This is a genomic window from Kitasatospora sp. NPDC052896 (genome assembly GCF_044547075.1).
GTDB lineage: Bacteria > Actinomycetota > Actinomycetes > Streptomycetales > Streptomycetaceae > Kitasatospora.
This window is the reverse complement of sequence record NZ_JBITZU010000005.1, coordinates 88,352-104,447: the sequence shown is the minus strand read 5'-3', so window position 1 is coordinate 104,447 and position 16,096 is coordinate 88,352. Positions and strand designations below refer to the sequence as shown.

Genomic DNA, 16,096 nt, shown 5'->3' with positions numbered 1-16,096 from the left:
TCCGGCGCGGGTCACTCGTGCGATTCTCCAAGAGGGCTCTGCGTGCCGATCCCCCGCGAGATGGGGGACAGGGCCTAGTCTTCAGCTCATGGCAGCGGTCGGCGGGAACCCCGCACAGAATGGCGGAACGGGCAAGGAGTCGGCGCCGATCGAGTTCCGCAGTGCGGTGGAGATCTTGACGGGCGTGCGGCTGCGGCCGGAGGTGGAGCTCTCGCCCGCCCCGGCGCCGCGCCGGCTCGCCCCGTACAGCTGGGCGGTGACCGCCTCGGTCGAGCTGGAGGGCGAGGAGCTGGCGGACGGCCGGCTGGTGCTGCTGCACGACCCGGCCGGCCAGGAGTCCTGGCACGGCACCTTCCGCCTGGTCAGCATGGTCCGCGCCGAGCTGGAGCCGGAGATCGCCGGCGACCCGATGCTCTCCGAGGTCGGCTGGGCCTGGCTGATGGACGCGCTGCAGTCGCACGGCGCGATCGCCTCCGAGCCGAGCGGCACGGTGACCCGGTGCGCCTCGCAGTACTTCGGCGGCCTGGCCGACCGGGCCTCCACCACCGAGATCGAGGTCCGGGCCTCCTGGACCCCGACCGACGGCCGGTTCGAGCGGCACCTGACCGGCTGGGCCGACCTGCTCTGCGTCTGCGCCGGGCTGCCGCCGTCCACCCCCGCACCGCTGCCGCTGCCCGACGCGCCGTCACTCGGCGGAGTGGTCCCGATGCCGGCCCGACGGCGGCCGCGCTCACACTGACGGCTGACCCGGGCCGCGCGGCACCGGACCAGGTGCGACCGGGTGCGACCAGGCCCGGACGGCCGGTCAGGGCACCACTGGTCGTCAACTCCCCGTCCACAGAAGACCGTTTTGCATCTCTCCTGACCGATTTCTGATGCCTTGTGGGCATGTCGCGTCAATCATCTGCACGATTTGTCCGTATTGTGGCTCACTAGATCGTGATCTTTCGCTAAAGCCGGGCGCGGATGCTGCCGAAGCAGTCTGTGACCCTTTCCATCCGCGGAACACTCCGACTCCTTCCCCCATCGGGGTTCCGTCCGCCACTCCCCACAGGAGGCCTGGTGTCGGTCCTTCTTGAGCACCCCGCAAACGTGGTCGCCTACCGTCCGACCAAGCCCACCGCGATGGTGGTGATCGCGGACCCGCGGGTCCGCAACACCGTCACCCGGCATCTGTGGGCGCTCGGCGTGCGCGACGTCATCGAAGTCTCGTCCATCGCCGAGGCCCGCCCCAGGGTGTCCACGCCCCGGGACATCTGCGTCGCCGACGTCCACCTCCCCGACGGCTCCGGGCTCACCATCCTGGCCGAGACCCGGGCGGCCGGTTGGCCGAACGGTCTGGCGCTGTCCGCCGCCGACGACATCGGCGCGGTCCGCAGCGCGCTGGCCGGCGGGGTCAAGGGATACGTGGTGACCGGGACCCGGACCAACGTGGCGATGCCGGGCCGGCCCGGGCTGCCGCTCGGTGCCGCCGGGCTGGCCGGCCGGATGCGCCGTCCGGGCCTGCCCGGTGCCCCCGGCCACCCGGGTGCACCCGGTGCGGCGGGCGTCCCCGGGGCGCCCGGCAGCCAGCCGGCCGCCTACCGCGAGCTGTCCGGACGCGAGGTCGAGGTGCTGCGGCTGGTCGCCGAGGGCCAGTCCAACAAGGCCATCGGGGTCGCGATGGGGCTGTCCGCGCTCACCGTGAAGAGCCACCTGGCCCGGATCGCACGCAAGCTCGGGACCGGCGACCGCGCCGGAATGGTGGCCGTCGCGCTGCGCACCGGCATCATCCACTGAAGGGCCGCGGCGGCGGTCCGGAGGAACGTTTCCTCCGGACCGCCGTTGGCATTCGAGCTGGTCCGCGCCCGACGAGCAGGTACCCGCCGGGAAGGCTCGTCGTACCCTTGGTGGGTGACCGAAGCCGCAGAAGCCATCGCCCTAGAGTCAGCAGAGACAGCACCGGTCCCGCTCGTCGAGCCGCGGGAGGGACTACCTCCGGTGGTGGCGGACGAAGCGGCGCTGGCCGCCGTGGTCGCCGCCTTCGCGGCGGGCCACGGACCGGTCGCGGTCGATGCCGAGCGGGCCTCCGGCTACCGCTACGGGCAGCGCGCCTATCTGATCCAGCTGCGGCGGGCCGGCGCCGGCACCGCGCTGATCGACCCGATCGCCTGCCCCGACCTGAGCGAACTGGGTGACGCCCTGGCGGAGGCCGAATGGGTGGTCCATGCCGCCACCCAGGACCTGCCCTGTCTGGCCGAGGTCGGGATGCGCCCGAACCGGCTCTTCGACACCGAGCTGGCCGGCCGGATCGCCGGCTTCGCCCGGGTCGGCCTCGGGCCGATGACCGAGAGCGTGCTCGGCTACACGCTGGCCAAGGAGCACTCCGCGGTGGACTGGTCCACCCGCCCCCTGCCCGAGCCGTGGCTGCGCTACGCCGCTCTGGACGTCGAGGTGCTGGTCGAGCTGCGGGACGCACTCGAACGGGAGCTGGACGGCCAGGGCAAGCTCGACTGGGCGCTGGAGGAGTTCGCCGCGATCGCCGCCGCACCGCGCCCGGCGCCCCGGGTGGACCCGTGGCGGCGCACCTCCGGGATGCACAAGGTGCGCCGGCGCCGGCAACTGGCCGCCGTGCGCGAGCTCTGGCAGAGCCGGGACCGGATCGCCCAGGAGCGGGACGTCTCACCGGGCCGGGTGCTCTCGGACGCCGCCATCGTCAACGCCGCGCTCGCGATGCCGCAGAACATCGCCGCGCTGCAGGCCGTGCAGGGCTTCGGCCCGCGGGTGCACCGCCGCCAACTGGAGCAGTGGCTGGCCGCGCTGGACCGCGCCCGGGCCGTGCCGGAGGCGCAGCTGCCGGCCGCCACCGCACCGCACGAGGGCCCGCCGCCGCCGCGCGCCTGGGCCGAGAAGGACCCGGTGGCCGCGGCCCGGCTGGCCGGGGCGCGGGCCGCGGTGACGGAGCTGGCCGAGCGGCACCGACTGCCGGCCGAGAACCTGATCACCCCGGAGCTGGTCCGCCGGGTCGCCTGGGCGCCGCCGGGCGAGCCCACCGTGCCGGCGGTGGCCGGGGCGTTCCGCGCGCTGGGCGCGCGGCGCTGGCAGGTCGAACTGGTGGCCGCCGCGGTGGCGGCGGCCTTCGCGGCGGCCACCGAGGCGGCCGGCTGAGCGGCCTCCCGTCCCGGGGTTCGCGCAGGCCGAACGTGGCGGGGGACACACCGGGTGAGTGGGGCCCCGGCCCTGGGCAAGTTGGTTACCGACCAGTAGCATGGCGGTGAAGCAGCGCTGCTCACCCGCCCTTTCCCGGCGGGATCCGACGCGGCCTGCACACCGTTCTGTTGGTCCCTGGGAGGAGAGCCCCCGTGCCTCGTACCGCGAGGGACGTCGTCTTCGTCGATGGCGTCCGCACCCCGTTCGGCAAGGCCGGCCCTAAGGGCATCTACCACGAGACCCGCGCCGACGACCTGGTCGTCAAGTGCATCCGGGAGCTCGTGCGCCGCAACCCGAACCTGCCCGTCGAGCGCATCGACGAGGTGGCCGTCGCCGCCACCACGCAGATCGGCGACCAGGGTCTGACCATCGGCCGTACCGCCGCGCTGCTCTCCGGTCTGCCGAAGTCCGTCCCGGGCTTCTCGATCGACCGGATGTGCGCCGGCGCGATGACCGCCGTCACCACCACCGCCGGCGGCATCGCCTTCGGCGCCTACGACGTCGTGGTGGCCGGTGGCGTCGAGCACATGGGCCGCCACCCGATGGGCGAGGGCGTCGACCCGAACCCGCGCTTCGTCTCCGAGAAGCTGGTCGACGAGTCCGCCCTGTTCATGGGCATGACCGCGGAGAACCTGCACGACCGGTTCCCGCACCTGACCAAGGAGCGCTGCGACGCCTACGCCGTGCGCTCCCAGGAGAAGGCCGCCAAGGCCTACGCCAACGGCGACATCCAGCCCAACCTGGTGCCGATCGCGATCCGCAACACCAACCCCGAGGTCGGCGAGACCGGCTGGGGCCTGGCGACCACGGACGAGCCGATGCGCCCGGGCACCACGCTGGAGAACCTGGCCGGCCTGAAGACCCCGTTCCGCCCGCACGGCAACATCACCGCGGGCAACTCGGCCGGTCTGAACGACGGCGCCACCGCCTCCCTGCTGGCCGCCGAGGAGGTGGCCGAGGAGCTCGGGCTGCCGGTCCGGATGCGCCTGGTCTCCTACGCCTTCGCCGGCGTCGAGCCCGAGGTGATGGGCATCGGCCCGGTCCCGGCGACCGAGAAGGCGCTGGCCCAGGCCGGTCTGACCATCGAGGACATCGGCGCCTTCGAGGTCAACGAGGCGTTCGCCGTCCAGGTGCTGGCCTTCCTGGACCACTACGGCATCGCGGACGACGACGAGCGGGTCAACCCGTACGGCGGCGCGATCGCCTTCGGTCACCCGCTGGCCTCCTCCGGTGTGCGTCTGATGACGCAGCTGGCCCACCGCTTCGAGCAGCGCCCGGACATCCGGTACGGCCTCACCACCATGTGCGTCGGCTTCGGCATGGGCGGCACGGTCATCTGGGAGAACCCCCACTTCGAGGGTGGTAAGTGAGCATGAGCACCACTGAGCTGCTGAAGCGCGCCGCCGAGCTGTTCCCCGGCGAGGTCGTCACCACCGCGCACGTCCGCCACCTCGACCTGCCGCTGCAGGCCGGTCGGCTGGCGCTGATCACCCTGGACAACGGCTTCGACCACACCAAGCCGACCACCTTCGGCCCGGGCTCGCTGGCCAAGCTGTCCGAGGCGCTGGACCAGGTCGAGGCGGAGGCCGCGGCCGGCGAGATCGTCGCCGTCGCGATCACCGGCAAGCCGTTCATCTTCGCGGTCGGCGCCGACCTCAAGGGCGTCGAGGTGCTCAAGGAGCACAGCGACGCGCTGGCCATCGGCAAGGGCGGCCACGACGTCTTCAAGCGGATCGCCGCGCTGCCGGTCCCGAGCTTCACCTTCTACAACGGTGCGGCGATGGGCGGCGGCGTCGAGGTCGGCCTGCACTGCAGCTACCGCACGGTCAGCGCCGGCATCCCGGCCTTCTCGCTGCCCGAGGTCTTCCTGGGCCTGGTCCCGGGTTGGGGCGGCTGCACCATCCTGCCGAACCTGGTCGGCCCGGCCAACGCGGTCAAGGTCATCATCGAGAACTCGATGAGCCAGAACAAGCAGCTCAAGGGCAAGGAGGTGTTCGGGCTCGGCATCGCGGACGCGATCTTCGAGCCGGCCGACTTCCTGGAGCAGTCGCTGCACTGGGCCGCCTCGGTGCTGACCGGCGCCACCGTCGTCGAGCGTCCGGAGATCGACCGCGGCGAGAACTGGGACCAGTGCATCGCCTGGGGTCGCGCGGTCGCCGACGCCAAGGTGCACGGCGCCGCCCCGGCCGCCTACCGCGCGCTGGACATCATGGCCGCCGCCAAGGACGGCGACCTGCAGAAGGGCTTCGACGCCGAGGACGCCGCGCTGGCCGACCTGATCATGGGCGGCGAGCTGCGGGCCGGGCTGTACGCCTTCAACCTGGTGCAGCGCCGGGCCAAGAAGCCGTTCGGCGCCCCGGACAAGTCGCTGGCCCGCCCGGTCACCAAGGTCGGCGTGGTCGGCGCGGGCCTGATGGCCTCGCAGCTGGCGCTGCTCTTCGCGCGCCGCCTGGAGGTGCCGGTGGTCCTCACCGACATCGACCAGGAGCGGATCGACAAGGGCGTCGGCTACGTCCACGCCGAGATCGACAAGCTGCTCGCCAAGGGTCGGATCGGCGGCGACAAGGCGAACAAGCTCAAGGGCCTGGTGCGCGGCTCGCTCGACAAGGCCGCCGCCTTCGGCGACGCGGACTTCGTCATCGAGGCCGTGTTCGAGGAGATGGGCGTCAAGCAGAACGTCTTCGCCGAGCTGGAGGCCGTGGTCTCGCCGAGCTGTGTGCTGGCGACCAACACCTCCTCGCTCTCGGTCACCGAGATGGCCTCCAAGCTCCAGCACCCGGAGCGCGTGGTCGGCTTCCACTTCTTCAACCCGGTCGCGATCCTGCCGCTGCTGGAGATCGTCCGGGCCGAGAAGACCGACGACGCCTCGCTGGCCACCGCCTTCGGCGTGGCCAAGAAGCTGAAGAAGACGGCCGTGCTGACCAAGGACGCCCCGGCGTTCGTGGTGAACCGGATCCTGACCCGCTTCATGGGCGAGATCCAGACCATCATCGACGAGGGCACCTCGTTCGAGACGGTCGAGAAGGCCGTCCAGCCGCTCGGCCTGCCGATGTCCCCGATCGCGCTGCTGGAGCTGGTCGGCCCGGCCATCGCGCTGCACGTCTCGGAGACCCTGCACGGCGCGTTCCCGGAGCGGTTCGCCGTCTCCGAGAACCTCGGCAAGGTGGTCAAGGCCGGCAAGCGCGGCTTCTACGTCTGGCAGGACGGGCAGCAGGTCCTCGACCCCGAGGTGCTGGAGCTGCTCTCCTTCGGTGACACCGTGCTGACCGAGGAGCAGGTGCGCGCCCGCGCCCTGGACGCGGTCGCCCAGGAGATCGGCCTGATGCTCGACGAGGGCGTCGTGGGCGAGGCGCAGGACATCGACCTGTGCATGATCACCGGTGCCGGCTGGCCCTTCCACCTGGGCGGGATCACCCCGTACCTGGACCGCGAGGGCGTCTCCGAGCGGGTGAACGGCAAGCGCTTCCTGGCCCCCGGCCTGGCCAGCGTCCCGGAGTAGGCAGGACCCGGAAGAGCCGCTAAGGGCGGTCCGCTCCCACGGGGGGCGGGCCGCCCTTCGGCGTTCTGCGACCGCCGGGGAAGAGTCAGAGTCTGCCGGTATACAGCAAATTGGGACAAAGGGCATAATACGGTTAGGCCAGTAAGCAGACTTTGCACCTGAAGGAGGCGAGTCGTATGGCCGACGTCTCACACCAGGCAAGTGACCTCTCCACTCACCCCGACATCTCCGAGATGCGCGCCCGCTACGCGCGGATGATGGACGGCCCACAGGGTGTCGCCGTCGACGGCCTGGTCTTCCTGGCCGGCCTGTACCTGGCGATCTCGCCGTACGTGGTGCACTTCAGCGCACAGAGCCACGAGCTGGCGCTCTGCAACCTGATCGTGGGGATCGCGATCGCGGTGCTCGGCCTCGGGCTCACCCTCGCGCCGGCCCAGATGTTCGGGCTGACCTGGGCGCTGACCGCACTCGGCGTGTGGCTGATCATCTCGCCGTGGGTCGCGACCGTGGGTCACAGCGCGAGCAGGGGGATGATCTGGAACAACGTGATCGTCGGAGGCCTGGTCTGCCTCCTCGGGTTCACCGCGGCCAGCATGGTGCTGAACCGCCAGCGGGAGGGCGGTGGACGAGCCAGCCGTCGGCGCCGGATCTGACCCGGCGGCCACTCCCCGAGGGCCCGGGCCCGCCACGCGGCGGCCCGGGCCGTTCCGCGCCCGGGGGCTACTTCCGCAGCCGGTAGACCATGGTGTCGCCGTACGCGCCGATCACCTCGTAGTGGCTGTCCAGCATGTTCTCGATGGTCGGGACCAGCTCCGGCTGGTAGGGCGCGTTGCCGGAGTCGTCGACCACGATCTCCGGCAGACCCTTGGCCATCTCCTGGTCGAAGGTCTGCCAGGCGTCCGGCACGCTGTACTGCGGGCCGACGTCCGCGCTGCTCTTGCCGCCGCTGAAGTTGGTCAGGAAGCCGGCCGTCAGGTACCGGGTGGCCGGGCGGCGGTCGGAGAGCCAGTAGAGCTCCGGGTGCATGCCCCAGACCAGCACGGTGTCGTTGGGCGTGCTGCGCTCGGCCACCGCGGTGGCGACCTGGGTGGTCTGGCTCATCTGCTCGCCGGGCCAGGCCACCGCGAGCACGAAGAACGCCAGCGAGGCCACCGTGCTGTAGGAGAGCACGGGCTTCCAGCGCACCCCGGAGACCGAGACCGCGCCGGTGCCGAGCAGCACCAACGGCGGCATCAGCTGCAGGTAGTAGTGGCCGAAGAAGTGGAAGCCGGTGCAGACCGCGACCACCGAGGAGAAGAGCCAGACCCAGAGGTCGCCGACCGAACCGTGCGCCGTGCCGGCGGTCGGCACCGCCCGCCCGCCGCGGTACTTCAGCCAGAGCCGACGGGCCAGCGGGAGCACGAAGCCGAGGCAGGCGGCGAGCAGGATCGCCGAGTTGCCGAGCGCCCGGCCGATCATCTGCCACCAGGACCCGTCCAGTGAGGCGTAGTCGCCACTGCCGGTGACCACCCAGAACAGGAAGCCCTTGGGCTTGGTGAGGATGGCCGCGACCAGCGCTATCGGCAGCGCGAAGCCGAACCCGATCTTGCCCAGCGCGGAGCGCCAGGGGACCCCGCGCTGCCGGGCGTCCTGCAGCAGCATCCAGAGCACCGGCAGCAGCACCGCGCCACCGGTCTGCTTGGTCAGCGAGCAGACCGCGACCGCGATCCCGGCGGCCAGCCAGCGCCGCCGCTCGGCGTAGCGGAAGGCGGCCACCATGGCGGGCAGCATGAAGACCTCGAAGGTCGCCGCCTGGGTGTCCTCCGGTGAGAGGCCGATGGAGATCAGCAGGTAGAGCGCACCGGCCGCGGCGCCGGCCTTGTCGCCCCAGCGGCCGCGGGCGATCGAGGCCAGCAGCACGGCGGTGACCAGGTGGGCCACGATCGCCAGGACCCGCAGCGGCCAGAGCGAGAGCGAGCCGAAGACCGCGAAGCAGGCCTCGTAGAGCCAGGGCAGCAGCGGCGGCTTGCGGTCCACCACGGTGTCGTAGAGCACCCCGCCGTCGGAGAGCATCCGGGCCTCGCTGGCCAGGTAGCCCTCGTCCGGGCTCCAGACCGGGCGCAGGAAGGACGGGATGTGGGTGACCGTCGCGAGCAGCGCCAGCACCGGGACGACCCGGGTCCAGTACCCCGTGCGGAGACCCTCCGGAAGCCGGGCGGTCAGCGCGGCGAAGCGGGAACTCGTGGTGGTCGGCACGGGTGACAACCTACCTGGCGGAACCGGCGCCGGGAGCGCCAGTTCCGCTCTGGGATATGAAAATCATCTTGTAACAGCGCCAGATCAGGCCCGCACGGTCGCGGCGGCCGGGTCCAGCCGGGACACCAGGGCGGTGACCTGCCGGGCGATGTCCGGACCGGTCAGACCGATCTCGGCGAGGATCTCCTCACGCTTGGCGTGGTCCAGGAACTCCTGCGGGATGCCGAAGTCGCGCAGCGGCAGGTCCAGCTCGGCGTCCCGCAGCGCCTGGGCGATCGCCGAGCCGACGCCGCCGGCCCGGCCGTTGTCCTCGACCGTGACGACCACCCGGTGCTCGGCCGCCAGGCCGGGCAGCGCGGCGTCCACCGGCTTGACCCAGCGCGGGTCGACCACGGTGCAGGTGATGCCCTGGGCGTCGAGCAGCGCGGCCACCTCCAGACAGATCGGCGCGAGGGCGCCGACCGAGACCAGCAGCACGTCCGCGCGGTGCTCGCCCGCACCCTCCTCCCGCGGCGGAACCGGTTCGGTGGAGCCGTGCAGCACGTCCATCCCGCCGATCCGGCCGAGCGCGGCCACCGCCGGGCCGACCGTGCCCTTGGAGTAACGGACCACGGTCGGGGCGTCGGTCACCTCGACCGCCTCGCGCAGCTGGGCGCGGAGCTGGTCGGCGTCGCGCGGGGCGGCCAGCCGCAGGCCCGGGACGACCTGCAGGATCGACATGTCCCACATGCCGTTGTGCGAGGCACCGTCGGTGCCGGTGACGCCGGCCCGGTCCAGTACGAAGGTGACGCCGAGCCTGTGCAGCGCGACGTCCATCAGCACCTGGTCGAAGGCCCGGTTGAGGAAGGTCGCGTAGACCGCCACCACCGGGTGCAGGCCGCCGGTGGCCAGGCCGGCCGCCGAGACGGCCGCGTGCTGCTCGGCGATGCCGACGTCGAAGGTGCGCTCGGGGAAGGCCTTGGCGAACGGCGCCAGGCCGACCGGGTGCAGCATCGCGGCGGTGATCGCCACCAGGTCCTCGCGCTCGTGGCCGAGCGCGACCATCTCCTCACCGAAGACCGAGGTCCAGTCCTTGCCGGAGGTCTTCACCGGCAGGCCGGTGTCGGGGTGGATCACGCCGACGGCGTGGAAGCGGTCCTCGTCGTTCTGCAGCGCGGCGTGGTAGCCGCGGCCCTTCTCGGTGATGCAGTGCACGATCACCGGGCCGCCGAAGCCGCGGGCCTTGCGCAGCGCCGACTCCAGGGCGGTGATGTCGTGGCCGTCGATCGGGCCGAGGTACTTCAGGCCGAGGTCCTCGAACATGCCCTGCGGGGCGATGAAGTCCTTGAGGCCCTTCTTGGCGCCGTGCAGTGCGCCGGCCAGCGGCTGGCCGAGCACCGGGGTGCGCTGCAGGGTGTCCTTGCCCCAGGTGAGGAAGCGCTCGTAGCCCTGGGTGGTGCGCAGGGTGGCCAGGTGGTTGGCGAGGCCGCCGATGGTCGGCGAGTAGGAGCGCTCGTTGTCGTTGACCACGATCACCACCGGGCGGTCCTTGCCGTCGGCGATGTTGTTGAGCGCCTCCCAGGCCATCCCACCGGTCAGCGCGCCGTCGCCGGTGACCGCGACCACCGGGCAGTCGCGCAGGCCGCGCAGCTGGTTGGCCTTGGCGATGCCGTCGGCGTAGCCGAGCACGGTGGAGGCGTGCGAGTTCTCGATCACGTCGTGCTCGGACTCGGCCCGGGACGGGTAGCCGGACAGGCCGCCCTTCATCTTCAGCCGGGTGAAGTCCTGCCGGCCGGTGAGCAGCTTGTGCACGTAGGACTGGTGCCCGGTGTCGAAGAGGATCCGCTCCCGCGGGGAGTCGAAGACCCGGTGCAGGGCGATGGTGAGCTCGACCACGCCGAGGTTCGGGCCGAGGTGGCCGCCGGTCTTCGCGACCTCTTCGATCAGGAAGCCCCGGATCTCCTCCGCGAGGACAGCCAGCTGTCCCGGGGTGAGCCGGTCGAGATCGCGCGGTCCCCGAATGCGGGTCAGCAGGGCCACCCGTTCCTCCTCGTTTCGGTACGTGTCCGGGCGTGCCCGGTACGGGGGTCTCGGACCGCCCGACCGGTCGAGTCTAATGTCAGCTCCTGGGACGCGGTGCGACGAGGGACGGGTTCCGGCCGCGATCCGGGGCGTGCGAAGGCCCGGGACGCGCCCCTTCAGGGGACCGTCCCGGGCCTTGGGCGGGGTCAGCCGCGCCCGGAGGACTTCTGGGTCCGGCGGGAGACCGAGTCCAGCACGACGGCGGCGAGCAGCACCGCGCCGGTGATCATGTACTGCACGGACTGGCTGATGCCCTGCAGGTCGAGGCCGGTCACGATGGACTGGATCACCAGCATGCCGAGCAGCGCCGACCAGGTCTTGCCCCGGCCGCCGAAGAGGCTGGTGCCGCCGATCACGGCCGCGGCGATCGAGTTCATCAGCACGTTCCCGCTGCCCAGCTGCTTGTCGGCGAAGCCGGCCTGGGAGGCGATGAAGAGGCCGCCGACCGCGGCCAGTCCGGCCGAGATCATGAAGACCGAGATCCGCACCCGGGCCACGTTGATGCCGGCCCGGCGGGCCGCCTCGACGCCGCCGCCGACCGCGAAGACCTTGCGGCCGTAGGAGGTGCGGCGCAGCACGAAGTCGGTGACGACCACCACACCGAGGAAGACCACCAGGGCGAGCGGCAGGCCGCGGTCCTGGTTGAGGGTGTAGGCGGCGCCGAACGCGACCACCGCGAGCACCACCGCGCGCAGCACGATCTCGCCCACCGGGCGGGCCGGCAGCCCGGCCTGCCGACGGCTCCGGGCGCCCAGCAGCGCGGCGACCAGGTACCCGGCCACGCCGACCGCGGCCAGGCCGTAGGCGGCCGCGACGTCGGCGAAGAAGTAGTTGTCCAGGTTGGCGATCACGCCGTTGGGGATGTTGTTCAGGGTGCCGGTGTTGCCCATCACGGCGCCCTGCAGGCCGCTCCAGCCGAGCAGGCCGGCCAGCGTGACGACGAAGGCGGGCACGCCGATCTTGGCGAAGAAGAAACCGTGCAGCGCGCCGATCAGCAGCGCCGCGAGGACCGCGAGGACCATCGCCAGCCACTCGTTGAGGCCGTGCTGGATGGAGAGGACCGCCGAGAGCGCGGCCGAGACGCCGGCCACCGAACCGAGCGAGAGGTCGATCTCACCGAGCAGCAGCACGAAGACGATGCCGACCGAGATCAGGCCGGGCCCGGCGATGTAGAGGGTGATGTTGGAGAGGTTGCCGGCGGTGAGGAAGTCGCCGGTGATCAGCTGGAAGATGGTGGCGATCAGGATCAGGCCGAGCACCACGGGTATCGAACCCAGGTCGCCGCTGCGCAGCTTGCGCTTGAACTCGCCCAGGTAGCCGGCGAAGCCCTGCTCACGCACCAGCAGCCGGGGGTCCACGGCGGGGATCGGCGCCGCCTGGTCGGAAATCTCGCTCACAGTCGTGCCGTTCGTCGTCGTGCCGGTGTGCTTGCTCACTTGGCCCCCTCCGCGACCCGGGCCTGACGCCGGGTCACCGCGTTGTCGGTGGCGCCGGTGATGGCGGAGATGATCGTCTCGTGGGTGGTGGACTCCACCGGGAAGACGCCGTTGTTGCGGCCCAGCCGGAGCACGGCGACCTGGTCGGCCACCGCTCGGACGTCCGCCATGTTGTGGCTGATCAGGATCACCCCGAGGCCGCGGTCGCGGAGCCGCTCGACCAGGTCGAGGACCTGCGCGGTCTGCTCCACGCCGAGCGCGGCGGTCGGTTCGTCCAGGATGACGATCTTCGGCTCGCCGATCAGCGCGCGGGCGATCGCGACCACCTGGCGCTGGCCGCCGGAGAGCGCGGCGACCGGGATGCGCACGCTGGGGATCCGGATCGACAGGGTGTCGAGCAGCTCCTTGGCGCGCTTCTCCATGGCGACCTCGTCCAGCCGGCCACCGCGCTTCAGCTCGCGGCCGAGGAAGAGGTTGGCCACCACGTCGAGGTTGTCGCAGAGGGCGAGGTCCTGGTAGACCGTCGCCACGCCGAGTGCCTGGGCGTCCTGAGGGCGGTTCAGGTGGACCTGGCGGCCCTCCCACTCGATGCCGCCCTCGTCGATCGGGTGCACCCCGGCGATCGTCTTGACCAGAGTGGACTTGCCGGCGCCGTTGTCGCCGACCAGCGCGACGACCTGGCCGGCGTGCACCTCCAGGTCGACTCCGGTGAGGACCTGGACCGCGCCGAAGCGCTTGGAGACTCCGCGCAACGCCAGGATGGGTGCGTCTGTGTGGACCATGGTGTGGGCTCCTTCGTTCCCGGCTCCTGGGAGGGTCGTCCCACCGTGCCGGGCCAGCCGCGCGCCGCCCCGGGCGCGAAGAGGTAGTGCGAGAGACAAGAGGGGCGCACGCGGGTTCGACACGCACGCCGGGGTAACGCGGGCCGGCCGGACCCGGTGGGGCGGGTCCGGCCGGGCACGGGCGTCACTCGAGGCCGGCGGCCTTGCAGGCGTCGGCGTACTGGGCGGTGCAGATGTCGCTGACCTTGTACATGCCGTCGGCGATCACGGTGTCCTTGACGTTGGCCTTGGTCACCACGACCGGGGTGAGCAGCAGCGAGGGGACGTTGGTGCCGCCGTCGTTGGTGACGGAGGTGGCGGTGCCGGTGACGTCCAGGCCGTGCAGCAGGTCGACGGCGATGGTGGCGGCGCCCTCGGCCTCGGGCTTGTAGGCCTTGTAGATGGTGTAGGCCTGGTCGCCGCTCAGGATCCGCTGGATGGCGTCGGGGGCGGCGTCCTGGCCACCGACCGGGACGTTGATGCCGGCGGCCTTCAGCGCGGTGATGATGGCCGCGGCCATGCCGTCGTTGGCGGAGTAGACGCCCTGGAAGCCGTTCTTGCCCAGGGCGGTGATCGCGGCGCCGATCTTCTGGCTGGCCACGGTGGGCTGCCACTGACCGGACTGCTCGTAAACGATCTTCTTCACACCGGTGTCCAGCACCTTGTGCGCGCCGGCCTTGAACTGGCCCGCGTTCGGGTCGTTGTCGTCACCGTTGATCATGACGATGTCGTCGTTCTTGGCGTTGCCGCCGTTCGCGTTGAGCGCGTCGATCAGGGCCTGGCCCTGCAGCTCGCCGACCTTCTCGTTGTCGAAGGAGACGTACCCGGCGACCGGGCCGGCGGCCAGCCGGTCGTACGCGACGACCTTGACACCCTTCTTGGCGGCGTCGGTGATCCAGGAGGCGGTGCCGTTCGCGTTCACCGCGTCGAGCATGATCACCTTGACGCCCTGCGCGACCATGGTGTCGAACTGCTGCTTCTGCGTCGCGGCGTCACCGTTGGCGTTGTTGTACTTGACGGTGCAGTTGGGGCAGAGCGCCTTGACCTTCGCCTCGATCAGCGGCTTGTCGAACGACTCGTACCGCACCGACGAGGAGTTCTCCGGCAGGAGCAGACCGATGGTCCCGCTGTCAGGACTGGAAGCCGAACTACTGCTGCTGCTGCTACCGCCGGCCTTGCCACAGGCGGCCATGGACAGGGCCATCGATACCACGGCGGTGCCGATGAGGGCGCGACGCATCATTGCGTTCATGGTGGGGGGTGCCTCCCTGACAGAGCCGCAACGTTGCGGCGAGGTGGGGAGGAGTCAACCCGGCCCGTCGGCTTATCGTCAAGAAGTAAATCCAGCCCCCCGCCGATTCAAACCCTTTCGTTATCTTCATGAAGGCTAAGCCGAGACCAAATGCGGTGTTCCCCGAGTTTCCCCGGGGTTTCCCGCCGCTTCTCGGAGTTCAGGCGCGGGCCACCGCGGCCGGTCCGGCGTGCCCGAGTGCGCCCGTTTCGCCCATCTCGCTCATCACCAGCGCGAGCGCGCCCAGCACCTCCGCCCGACCACCCAGGGTGCCCGGGACGATGGAGAGCTGACGCGCGGCGGAGGGGATCGCGTACCGCGCCACCGAGTCCCGGATCGGGGAAAGCACCAGCTCACCGGCCTCGGCCAGGTCACCGCCGAGGATCACCCGGCGGGGGTTCAACAGGTTGCACAGGGTGGCCACCCCGGTCCCGATCTGCCGGCCGGCGTCCGCGATCACCCGGCGGCAGCCGAGGTCGCCCTCCCGGGCCAGCCGGACCACCCCGGAGAGCGTCAGCCCCTGCTCGTGGCTCGCGTTCAAGAGGTTGAGCAGGTAGCGCGAGCCGACGAAGGTCTCCAGGCAGCCTCGGTTGCCGCAGCGGCAGACCGGGCCCGCCTCGTCCAGCGTGATGTGGCCGATCTCGCCCGCCGTGCCGCCCGGGCCGCGGTAGATCTGGCCGTTGATCACCAGGCCGGCGCCGACCCCGCTGGCCACCTTGATGTACGCCAGGTCGCCCAGCCCACGGCCGGCGCCCCAGACCAGCTCGCCCAGCGCGCCGAGGTTGGCGTCGTTGTCGACGTGCACCGGCATGCCCAGCCGGGAGGAGAGCTCGCGACCGGGCACCACACCGGTCCAGCCGGGCAGGATCGCGGTGGAGCCCAGCGCGCCGGTCTCCACGTCGATCGGCCCGGGCACCCCCAGACCCACGCCGATCACCTTGTCGGACCGGAAGCCGGCCTGCACCAGCAGCCGCTCGACCAGCGCCTCGGCCCGGTCGAAGCCCTGCGCCGCCGACTCGTCCACGTTCATCGGCTCGCTCTCCTCGGCGAGCACCCGGTGGGCCAGGTTGCCCACCGCGACGCGCAGGTGGGAGTGGCCGAAGTCGACGCCCACCACGATCCCGGCGTCCCCGCTGAGCGAGACCGAGCGGGCCCGCCGGCCACCCGAGGAGGTGTCGGCCACCACCACCGTGCCGCTCTCCTTGAGCTCCCGCACGATGTTGGAGACGGTCGCCGCCGAGAGCCCGGTGCCGCGGGCGATCTCGGCCTGGGTGAGGGAACCCGCCATCCGCACCGCCCGTAGCACCCGCTCCAGGTTGGCGCGGTGCAGTGACGACTGCGAACCGGGCGTGTCCATCGACATTGCTTGACCCTCCCAAGGGATCGGGACCTGGTGTCCCCGTCCACGCCGCGCCTTTGCGGTGGAGCTCGCGTGCCGGCGGTCGCGGCACCGGGAGAGCCGGCACCACGACCAGGTTTCACCTTCAACTTGTGAACTCTATGCTGCGCCTGCCCGGCAAGGCAGCGTCAAGGCCGAGTACGGATCGTTGTAAACCCCACCGGC

The 16,096-nt window shown here is 71.5% G+C and carries 12 protein-coding genes; 6 read left to right on the top strand and 6 right to left on the bottom strand.

Going from position 1 to position 16,096, the window contains the following annotated elements:
* The first annotated feature begins 88 nt into the window (after positions 1 to 88).
* From ACIGXM_RS13155 to ACIGXM_RS13130, 6 genes are all read left to right on the top strand, one after another.
* Entirely contained in the window at positions 89 to 739 is a 651-nt protein-coding gene (locus ACIGXM_RS13155) for a DUF3000 domain-containing protein (RefSeq protein ID WP_396560075.1), read from the top strand.
* A 323-nt stretch (positions 740 to 1,062) separates the two neighbouring features.
* Positions 1,063 to 1,779: a LuxR C-terminal-related transcriptional regulator gene (locus tag ACIGXM_RS13150; RefSeq protein WP_396560073.1), complete on the top strand. Its 717-nt coding sequence runs from the start codon at positions 1,063 to 1,065 to the stop codon at positions 1,777 to 1,779.
* 114 nt (positions 1,780 to 1,893) lie between these two features.
* Entirely contained in the window at positions 1,894 to 3,147 is a 1,254-nt protein-coding gene (locus ACIGXM_RS13145) for an HRDC domain-containing protein (RefSeq protein WP_396560071.1), read from the top strand.
* 194 nt (positions 3,148 to 3,341) lie between these two features.
* Complete coding sequence (locus tag ACIGXM_RS13140) at positions 3,342 to 4,559, top strand: thiolase family protein (protein WP_396560069.1); 1,218 nt, start codon at positions 3,342 to 3,344, stop codon at positions 4,557 to 4,559.
* Positions 4,560 to 4,561: 2 nt separating this feature from the next.
* Positions 4,562 to 6,688 carry a 3-hydroxyacyl-CoA dehydrogenase NAD-binding domain-containing protein gene (locus ACIGXM_RS13135; RefSeq protein ID WP_396560067.1) on the top strand — a complete coding sequence of 709 codons (2,127 nt, stop codon included), beginning with the start codon at positions 4,562 to 4,564 and terminating at the stop codon, positions 6,686 to 6,688.
* 176 nt (positions 6,689 to 6,864) lie between these two features.
* Positions 6,865 to 7,341, top strand: a complete 477-nt coding sequence (locus tag ACIGXM_RS13130) for an SPW repeat protein (protein WP_396560065.1) — start codon at positions 6,865 to 6,867, stop codon at positions 7,339 to 7,341.
* 67 nt (positions 7,342 to 7,408) lie between these two features.
* Here the strand turns inward: ACIGXM_RS13130 and ACIGXM_RS13125 are convergent, their stop codons facing one another.
* The 6 genes from ACIGXM_RS13125 to ACIGXM_RS13100 form a co-directional block, all read right to left on the bottom strand.
* Positions 7,409 to 8,923 (bottom strand): glycosyltransferase family 39 protein, encoded by a 1,515-nt coding sequence (locus ACIGXM_RS13125; RefSeq protein ID WP_396560063.1) that lies wholly within the window; start codon positions 8,921 to 8,923, stop codon positions 7,409 to 7,411.
* An 84-nt stretch (positions 8,924 to 9,007) separates the two neighbouring features.
* Entirely contained in the window at positions 9,008 to 10,942 is a 1,935-nt protein-coding gene (dxs, locus tag ACIGXM_RS13120; RefSeq protein ID WP_396560061.1) for a 1-deoxy-D-xylulose-5-phosphate synthase, read from the bottom strand.
* Positions 10,943 to 11,130: 188 nt separating this feature from the next.
* Positions 11,131 to 12,420, bottom strand: a complete 1,290-nt coding sequence (locus tag ACIGXM_RS13115; RefSeq protein WP_396560059.1) for a sugar ABC transporter permease — start codon at positions 12,418 to 12,420, stop codon at positions 11,131 to 11,133.
* On the bottom strand, positions 12,417 to 13,202 hold the full coding sequence (locus tag ACIGXM_RS13110; RefSeq protein WP_396560057.1) for an ATP-binding cassette domain-containing protein: 786 nt from the start codon (positions 13,200 to 13,202) through the stop codon (positions 12,417 to 12,419). The genes ACIGXM_RS13115 and ACIGXM_RS13110 overlap by 4 nt, the downstream gene beginning before the upstream one ends.
* Before the next feature lie 184 nt (positions 13,203 to 13,386).
* Complete coding sequence (locus tag ACIGXM_RS13105; protein ID WP_396560056.1) at positions 13,387 to 14,493, bottom strand: sugar ABC transporter substrate-binding protein; 1,107 nt, start codon at positions 14,491 to 14,493, stop codon at positions 13,387 to 13,389.
* Positions 14,494 to 14,692: 199 nt separating this feature from the next.
* The gene (locus tag ACIGXM_RS13100; protein WP_396560688.1) at positions 14,693 to 15,889 is read right to left on the bottom strand and encodes an ROK family protein; all 1,197 of its coding nucleotides are present in this window, start codon (positions 15,887 to 15,889) and stop codon (positions 14,693 to 14,695) included.
* Between the last annotated feature and the right edge of the window lie 207 nt (positions 15,890 to 16,096).

What these genes read in the sequence shown, in the direction of transcription:
- ACIGXM_RS13155 (WP_396560075.1), top strand. Translation starts at nt 89, where the DNA reads ATGGCAGCGGTCGGCGGGAACCCCGCACAGAATGGCGGAACGGGCAAG.
- ACIGXM_RS13135 (WP_396560067.1), top strand. Translation starts at nt 4,562, where the DNA reads ATGAGCACCACTGAGCTGCTGAAGCGCGCCGCCGAGCTGTTCCCCGGC.
- ACIGXM_RS13130 (WP_396560065.1), top strand. Translation starts at nt 6,865, where the DNA reads ATGGCCGACGTCTCACACCAGGCAAGTGACCTCTCCACTCACCCCGAC.
- ACIGXM_RS13100 (WP_396560688.1), bottom strand. Translation starts at nt 15,889, where the DNA reads ATGGACACGCCCGGTTCGCAGTCGTCACTGCACCGCGCCAACCTGGAG.
- ACIGXM_RS13110 (WP_396560057.1), bottom strand. Translation starts at nt 13,202, where the DNA reads ATGGTCCACACAGACGCACCCATCCTGGCGTTGCGCGGAGTCTCCAAG.
- ACIGXM_RS13105 (WP_396560056.1), bottom strand. Translation starts at nt 14,493, where the DNA reads ATGAACGCAATGATGCGTCGCGCCCTCATCGGCACCGCCGTGGTATCG.